The sequence below is a fragment of the Pseudoalteromonas sp. bablab_jr011 genome (genome assembly GCF_016464045.1).
Classification (GTDB): Bacteria; Pseudomonadota; Gammaproteobacteria; order Enterobacterales; family Alteromonadaceae; genus Pseudoalteromonas; species Pseudoalteromonas lipolytica.
In genome coordinates this window covers 1-7,278 of the sequence record NZ_JACDWU010000047.1, presented here as the reverse complement: position 1 = coordinate 7,278, position 7,278 = coordinate 1, and the positions used below count along the sequence as shown (strand labels likewise).

Sequence of the window (7,278 nt, the reverse complement as noted above, 5' to 3'; positions counted from 1 at the left end):
TCACTTGTAGGAAGGGCTTTAGCCGTGAAAGGGTTGTAAGCAACGAGTTACGAAGTACGAGATGCGAGCTAATGTAGGCGTGAAATTTATTTCGCGCGAAGAGGTTGTAAGCAACGAAGTACTAAAGCGAGATGCGAGCTAAACCGAGAAGGATGTTTAATACCGCTGAAAAGGTTTGCTTTTTCGGCGTTAAAACGCCTCCCACGTGTGTGATGTGTATCACTTGTAGGAAGGGCTTTAGCCGTGAAAGGGTTGTAAGCAACGAGTTACGAAGTACGAGATGCGAGCTAATGTAGGCGTGAAATTTATTTCGCGCGAAGAGGTTATAAGCAACGAAGTTCGAGCTGCGAGAAGCGAGATGTTGGATGTGAGCTAAGCCGTGAAGGATGTTTAATACCGCTGAAAAGGTTTGCTTTCTCGGCGTTAAAACGCCTCCCACGTGTGAGATGTGTGTCACTTGTAGGAAGGGCTTTAGCCGTGAATTTTTAAAGAGACGTTGCTGCGCAAACACGCCATGCAAGCATAACGCCTACGGTTTAATGTAGGCGTGAAATTTATTTCGCGCGAAGGTGGCTAACCTCTAACCTCTAACCTCTAACCTCTAACCTCTAACCTCTAACCTCTATTTTCTATTTTCTATTTTCTATTTTCTATTTTCTATTTTCTATCTTTTAACCTCTAATTTTTTGTTTCATCGTTCAAATATGCAGCTCATCCCTTTTTGATAAAAATTGTTACATATTCGATTTTATTGTTTTGCATATGAGGTTTATTATGGGGGAAGCGAAAAACTACCTGCTATTATGGTTTTTCAATAGATACTTCAAAAACAATTAAGTACAGGACTCCCATGAAAAAAGTAACACTTACCGCTGCAAGTATTGCGCTTGCACTTGGTCTTGTTGGTTGTGGTGAAAAAGAACAAGAAATTAAAACACCTGCAACGGCAACCGTCACTGAAGCAAAAGCACCTTTAGATTCAGGTATTGAACTGGCGAACATGGACAAGTCTGTTCGTGCACAAGACGACTTTTACTATCACGTTAACGGTGAATGGCTAGAAAAAACAGAAATTCCAGGTGATAAATCAAACTACGGTTCATTCACTCAGCTTTATGATGATTCGCAAAAAGCGATGAAAGAAGTACTCGAAAAAGCCGCAGCAAATAAAAATGTTAAGCCAGGCTCTGACGAAGCTAAATTAGCTGCTTTCTATAACAGCTATATGGACGAAGCGGGCCGCGAAGCTGCGGGTATCAAACCATTAACGCCAATTCTTGAAAGTGTTGACGCAGTTAAGAATAAATCAGACCTCGTTACATTAATGGCTGAGTTACGTATTAAAGGCGGAAGCTTACCATTTGGTTGGTACGTAAATAACGACGCGAAAAACTCAAGCGAAAACGCGATGTATGTTTACCAATCAGGCCTAGGTTTACCTGACCGTGATTACTACTTAAAAGATGATGAAAAATTCACCAAGATTCGCGCAGCCTATGAAGCATACATTACTGCTATCTTAAGCAAAGCGGGTGTTGCTGATGCAGAAGCTGCTGCAAAAAATATCATCGCACTTGAAACAAGTATCGCTGATGCACAGTGGAGCCGCGTTGAAAGCCGTGATGCAACCAAATCTTATAACAAGATGAGCATTGCTGATGCGAATAAATTGACGGGTGAGTTCGATTTAGCTGCGTATTTTGATGCATCGGGCGTTAAAACTGACGACGTAATCGTTCGCCAGCCTAGCTACCTAGAAAAATTTGCAGGTATCTATAGCGATACTGATTTAGCAACATGGCAGAACTACCTTAAATTCCATTTTGTGAGCAATTACGCAGGTCTTTTAAATAAAGAGCTAGTAGACCTTAACTTTGATTTTTACAGCACAACACTTCGTGGTGTGACAGAGCAATCACCTCTGTGGAAAAAAGCCGTTGATGCCTCTAATGGTGTATTAGGCGAAATTCTAGGTAAAGTATACGTTAAAGATAACTTCCCGCCTGAAGCAAAAGCGCGTATGGAAGAGCTGGTTGATAACGTAATTAAGGGCTACGCAGTTGCGATTGAAGGTCTTGAATGGATGAGCCCAGAAACGAAACTTGCTGCGAAAGAGAAGCTTGATAAGTTCACGCCTAAAATTGGTTATCCAGATAAGTGGAAAGACTACTCATCGCTTGAAATTAAAGGTGATGACCTCGTTGGTAACTACATTCGCTACAGCGAGTGGGAATTTGCAGACATGACTGCAAAAATAGGTAAGCCGGTAGACCGCTCTGAGTGGCACATGACACCACAAACGGTTAACGCTTACTACAATCCAGTGAATAACGAAATTGTATTCCCTGCAGCTATTTTACAACCGCCATTCTTTAACCTAGAAGCCGATGACGCAGTAAACTACGGTGCTATTGGTGCGGTAATTGGCCACGAACTAGGCCATGGTTTCGACGACCAAGGCGCAAAATATGATGGTGACGGTAACTTACGTAACTGGTGGAGCGAATCAGATCTTAAACAGTTTGAAGAGCGCACAGGTCAACTTGTTGCTCAGTACAATGAGTACAAGCCGTTTGAAGATGCAAGCGTAAATGGTGAGCTGACACTTGGTGAAAATATTGGTGACTTAGGTGGCTTAACAGTTGCTTATACAGCCTATCAATTATCACTGGGTGATCAAAAAGCGCCAGTGATTGACGGCTATACCGGCGAGCAACGTTTCTTTATGGGCTGGTCACAAATCTGGCGTCGTAAATATCGTGATGAAGAGTTACGTACACGCCTAATGACAGACCCTCATTCACCAAGCCACTACCGTGTAATCGGTATTCTTTCAAACATGCCTGAGTTCTATGAGGCATTTGACGTGAAAGAAGGCGACAAAATGTATATCAAACCAGAAGATCGTGTGAAGATCTGGTAATAAATCATGGTTTGAAAAGAAGGCTCTGAGTGTTTGCTCAGAGCCTTTTTTGTATGTATATCATTGTAGGAGGCGTTTTAACGCCGAATTGTTTAGGTTTTTTTTATTTAATGTTCACGGTTAAAGCCGTTTCTATGTATATTTATCTTGATTCTGTTTTATCTTTGACTAGGTTTAATACAGTGAATGGAGGGTTATGGATGACCGCACATTATCAAAATCTAAGAAAACATAGGGTATCAATTCCCTTTCATTACTACAGTGTTACAACTTCAACTCTTGATAGAAACTGTTATTTTTCTGACTTTAATAATGTTCGAGTCTTAATTAATACCTTAAAGGCTATAGAAGATATTAAAGCTAGAACAATTTGCTTCGTTGTAATGCCTGATCATCTACATTGGTTATTTCAGTTACAAGATAAAGTACCTTTAGCGACATTAATGAGAGAAGTTAAAGGGAAAAGTTCATATTTGATAAACAAGTCAGCAAGCTCAAAAAGAAAAATTTGGCAGCCAGGATATTATGATTCTTTGATCCGGAGTGAAGAGCATTTACGAGACGTATCGCGGTACATTATTGCAAACCCGTTGAGGGCTGGAATTGTTAAAAATGTGCGTGATTATCCTTATTGGGATTGTATCTATTTATAGTTAAATTTTACCATTCACGGCTAAAGCCGTTCCTACAGGAATTGTAGGAGGCGTTTTAACGCCGAAATGTTTATTGTGTTTTGTTCACGGCTAAAGCCGTTCCTACAGGAATTGTAGGAGATGTTTTAACGCCGAAATGGTTATTGTGTTTTGTTCACGGCTAAAGCCGTTCCTACAGGCGTTGTAGGAGGCGTTTTAACGCCGAAATGGTTATTGTGTTTTGTTCACGGCTAAAGCCGTTCCTACAGGAATTGTAGGAGATGTTTTAACGCCGAAATGGCTATTGTATCATGTTCACGGCTAAAGCCGTTCCTACAGGAATTGTAGGAGGCGTTTTAACGCCGAAATGTTTATGGTTATTGTGTTTTGTTCACGGCTAAAGCCGTTCCTACAGGAATTGTAGGAGGCGTTTTAACGCCGAAATGGTTATTGTGTTTTGTTCACGGCTAAAGCCGTTCCTACAGGAATTGTAGGAGGCGTTTTAACGCCGAAATGTTTATGGTTATTGTGTTTTGTTCACGGCTAAAGCCGTTCCTACAGGAATTGTAGGAGGCGTTTTAACGCCGAAATGGCTATAAAAAAAGCCGCATAATTTACATTAAGCGGCTTTTTATATTAAAAGAGACTTAAACCATAATCGCATCTTTTAGATACTGGAATAACTCTTTGTAACTCTTTGCCGGTTTTTCGGCTTTAACTTCCTTGGTTGCATTACGCACTAGTTGACGCATTTTTTGACGCTCAAGCGATGGATACTGCTCAATAGTCGGGTTGATTAAGTCATCACCTTGCTTGATCAAGTCATCACGAAGCTTTTCTATTTTATTCATTAATACGTCAGCTTGGTTATTCTTGTTCAGCATGATGTCAATCATGGCTTGAATTTCATCAACGTTTTCAGTGGTACGTAGTACTTTTGCAATATAGTTTAAGTTACGACGGTAAGCATCGCTTTTATCGCTAACTTTATCTGCAACGACGAGGGCTTCTTTAAGCTCGTCGTTTAATGGTAAGCGGTCGCGTTGCTTTTTAGCCATCCCTGCGATTTCAGCGCCAAGATCGTGATATTGCATTGCCTCACGCTTTAATTCGCTTTTTGATACGTAAATAATTTCTTCTTCAATTGCAGGCTTTTTCTTCTTCGCCATAAGGATGCTCATCCGGTAAACTTAACTATTCACTATTATACGCCATTTAGTTAATGATTAATATTAGCTGATGCACGTCTCGCAGTGTGTTAGCATTCGCTACACTATAAAAAATATCATAGCCTAGGACACCGAAGATGAAAGATCCTATTTATCAACATATTTCACAAGTGAAAGATGCCGTAAGCGAAGTTCTTGAGCATGCTAAAAAGCTCGGAGCAACCGCTGCAGAAGCTGCAATGTCGAGCACGTCAGGTTTGTCTGTTAGCACGCGAATGGGAGAAGTTGAAACAATAGAGTTTAACCAAGATGGTGGCTTAGGTATCAGTGTGTATGTGGGTAATAATAAAGGCTCGGCATCAACCGCCGACTTAAACCCAAAAACGTTACGTACTGTGGTCGAAAAAGCAATTGATATTGCTAAGTTCACATCTGACGATCCATTCAACGGTATTGCTGATAAAGAACTACTTGAATTTGCACCACAAGATTTAGATTTATATCACCCGTGGGATGTCAGCCCAGAGCAAGGTATTGAGTTGTGTCATCAAGCAGAGCAGGCCGCATTGAATGCTGATGAGCGCATTGTAAATTCTGATGGTGCGAGCTTTTCGTCTCACCAAGGGCTTCGCGTATATGGTAACAGCCATGGCATGATTGCTGGTTACCCACGTACTCGCCACAGTATAAGCACCATGGTGATTGGCAAAGAAGGTGAGCAAATGCAGCGTGACTCTGCATACACTGTTGCTCGCCATAAAGACGATTTAAACGATGCTGCAAAAGTGGGTCTTGAAGCGGCTACAGAAACACTCGCTAAACTCAATAGTCAAAAACTCGGTACCATGAAAGTGCCCGTTATTTTTAGAGCAGATATTGCCAACTCGTTGTTTGGCCATTTAGTGTCGGCGATTGGCGGTGGTGCACTTTATCGTAAATCGAGCTTTTTACTCGATAGTTTAGGCACCAAAGTGTTCAGCGATTGTGTGAATATTTCTGAGCGTCCGCATTTATTAAAAGGCCTTGCTTCATCACCGTTTGATGCAGAAGGCTTAAAAACAGTCGACCGTGAAATTATTCAAGGCGGTGAGCTGCAAACTTACCTATTAGCAAGCTATGCGGCTCGTAAATTATCAATGGCACCAACCGGTCATGCGGGCGGGATCCACAACTGGTTAGTTGAGCAAACGCACGCTGATTTAAAAGCGCTGTTAAACACCATGGGCACCGGCTTATTAGTCACAGAACTCATGGGACAGGGGGTCAACACGGTAACAGGTGATTACTCGCGCGGCGCAGCGGGCTTTTGGGTAGAAAACGGCGAGATTCAATACCCTGTCAGCGAGATAACAATCGCAGGCAACCTTAAAGATATGTTTAAAGCGGTTGTCGGGCTGGGTGGCGATATTGAGCGTCGTGGCGGGATTCAAACGGGCTCAGTGCTAATTGAACAAATGCAGATAGCAGGAAGCTAACACGCAACGGAGCATCATAAAGCCTCACTTAATAAAGTGGGGCTTTTTTATTAAAAAATGCTTTACCTCAACTAAACTTTAGGTTTTATCGTACTGGCAGTTTCATAATTTAAAAGGAAATTCGCTATGCATTTAGAACACATAAACCTAGTCGTAAGTAATGTTGACACCATGCTGCATTTTTATAAAGCCGCGTTCCCTCATTGGCGAGTAAGAAGCCAAGGCGACAGCACCTGGTCTGGAAAGCCGCGTAAATGGCTGCACTTTGGTGATGATTACCAGTACATCGCATTCAGCGATAATGGTGAAGATGAAAATCGCGATTTATCGGGCCATCAAGTGGGCCTTGCTCACTTTGCTTATGTGACACACGATATTAATGCCGTGATTGAACGCCTTGTAGATGCAGGCTACGAAGTGGATAAATTAGGCCCTGAAAACCCTTACCGAAAAAACGTGTATTTTATTGACCCCGCAGGCTTTGAAGTCGAGTTTGTCGAATATTTCAGTGACATCCCAAGTGAAAGAAATAACGATCTTTAGTGATGAAAAAACGAGAGCGAAGTACGAGCGAAATAAGTAACGAGTAACGAGTAACGAGTGACGAATTACGAGATGCGAGCTAAACCGTGAAGGGTGTTTAATGTCGCTGAAAAGGTTCGCTTTTTCGGCGTTAAAACGCCTCCCACGAGTGTAGTGTGTATCTTTTGTAGGAGGGGCTTTAGCCGTGAAAGGGTGTAAGCAACGAGTTACGAAAGGCGAGATACGAGCTAAACCGTGAAGGTTGTTTAATGTCGCTGAACAGGTCTGCTTTTTCGGCGTTAAAACGCCTCCCACGAGTGTAGTGTGTATCTTTTGTAGGAGGCTTTAGCCGTGAAAGGTTATAGGCAACGAGTGACGAAAAGCGAGATGCGAGCTAGTACAGCTATACCGAGCTGGTTATTTAATATCGCTGAATGGGTTTGCTTTTTCGACATTAAAACGCCTCCCACGAGTGTAGTGTGTATCTTTTGTAGGAGGGGCTTTAGCCGTGAAAGGGTGTAAGCAACGAGTTACGAAAGGCGAGATGCGAGCTAAAC

Annotated in this window: 5 protein-coding genes; 4 read left to right on the top strand and 1 reads right to left on the bottom strand. The window is 42.1% G+C overall.

The genetic code is table 11. From position 1 onward, the window contains the following. The first annotated feature begins 850 nt into the window (after positions 1 to 850). Both JIG41_RS01435 and JIG41_RS01430 read left to right on the top strand, forming a co-directional pair. Positions 851 to 2,923 carry a M13 family metallopeptidase gene (locus JIG41_RS01435; RefSeq protein ID WP_074989859.1) on the top strand — a complete coding sequence of 691 codons (2,073 nt, stop codon included), beginning with the start codon at positions 851 to 853 and terminating at the stop codon, positions 2,921 to 2,923. 200 nt (positions 2,924 to 3,123) lie between these two features. Beyond that, positions 3,124 to 3,576, top strand: a complete 453-nt coding sequence (locus JIG41_RS01430) for an REP-associated tyrosine transposase (RefSeq protein WP_199524159.1) — start codon at positions 3,124 to 3,126, stop codon at positions 3,574 to 3,576. A 626-nt stretch (positions 3,577 to 4,202) separates the two neighbouring features. On the opposite strand, the gene yjgA is transcribed toward JIG41_RS01430, so the two are convergent. Further along, on the bottom strand, positions 4,203 to 4,724 hold the full coding sequence (yjgA, locus tag JIG41_RS01425; RefSeq protein WP_036973236.1) for a ribosome biogenesis factor YjgA: 522 nt from the start codon (positions 4,722 to 4,724) through the stop codon (positions 4,203 to 4,205). A gap of 137 nt (positions 4,725 to 4,861) precedes the next feature. On the opposite strand from yjgA, the gene pmbA reads away from it, so the two are divergent. Together pmbA and JIG41_RS01415 are read left to right on the top strand one after the other, a co-directional pair. Continuing rightward, positions 4,862 to 6,199: a metalloprotease PmbA gene (gene pmbA / locus JIG41_RS01420; RefSeq protein WP_036973235.1), complete on the top strand. Its 1,338-nt coding sequence runs from the start codon at positions 4,862 to 4,864 to the stop codon at positions 6,197 to 6,199. A gap of 126 nt (positions 6,200 to 6,325) precedes the next feature. After that, positions 6,326 to 6,742 (top strand): VOC family protein, encoded by a 417-nt coding sequence (locus tag JIG41_RS01415; protein ID WP_036973234.1) that lies wholly within the window; start codon positions 6,326 to 6,328, stop codon positions 6,740 to 6,742. Positions 6,743 to 7,278: the final 536 nt, after the last annotated feature.

Coding starts and splice junctions, on each gene's coding strand:
- JIG41_RS01435 (WP_074989859.1), top strand. CDS start 851: ATGAAAAAAGTAACACTTACCGCTGCAAGTATTGCGCTTGCACTTGGT.
- JIG41_RS01430 (WP_199524159.1), top strand. CDS start 3,124: ATGACCGCACATTATCAAAATCTAAGAAAACATAGGGTATCAATTCCC.
- yjgA (WP_036973236.1), bottom strand. CDS start 4,724: ATGGCGAAGAAGAAAAAGCCTGCAATTGAAGAAGAAATTATTTACGTA.
- pmbA (WP_036973235.1), top strand. CDS start 4,862: ATGAAAGATCCTATTTATCAACATATTTCACAAGTGAAAGATGCCGTA.
- JIG41_RS01415 (WP_036973234.1), top strand. CDS start 6,326: ATGCATTTAGAACACATAAACCTAGTCGTAAGTAATGTTGACACCATG.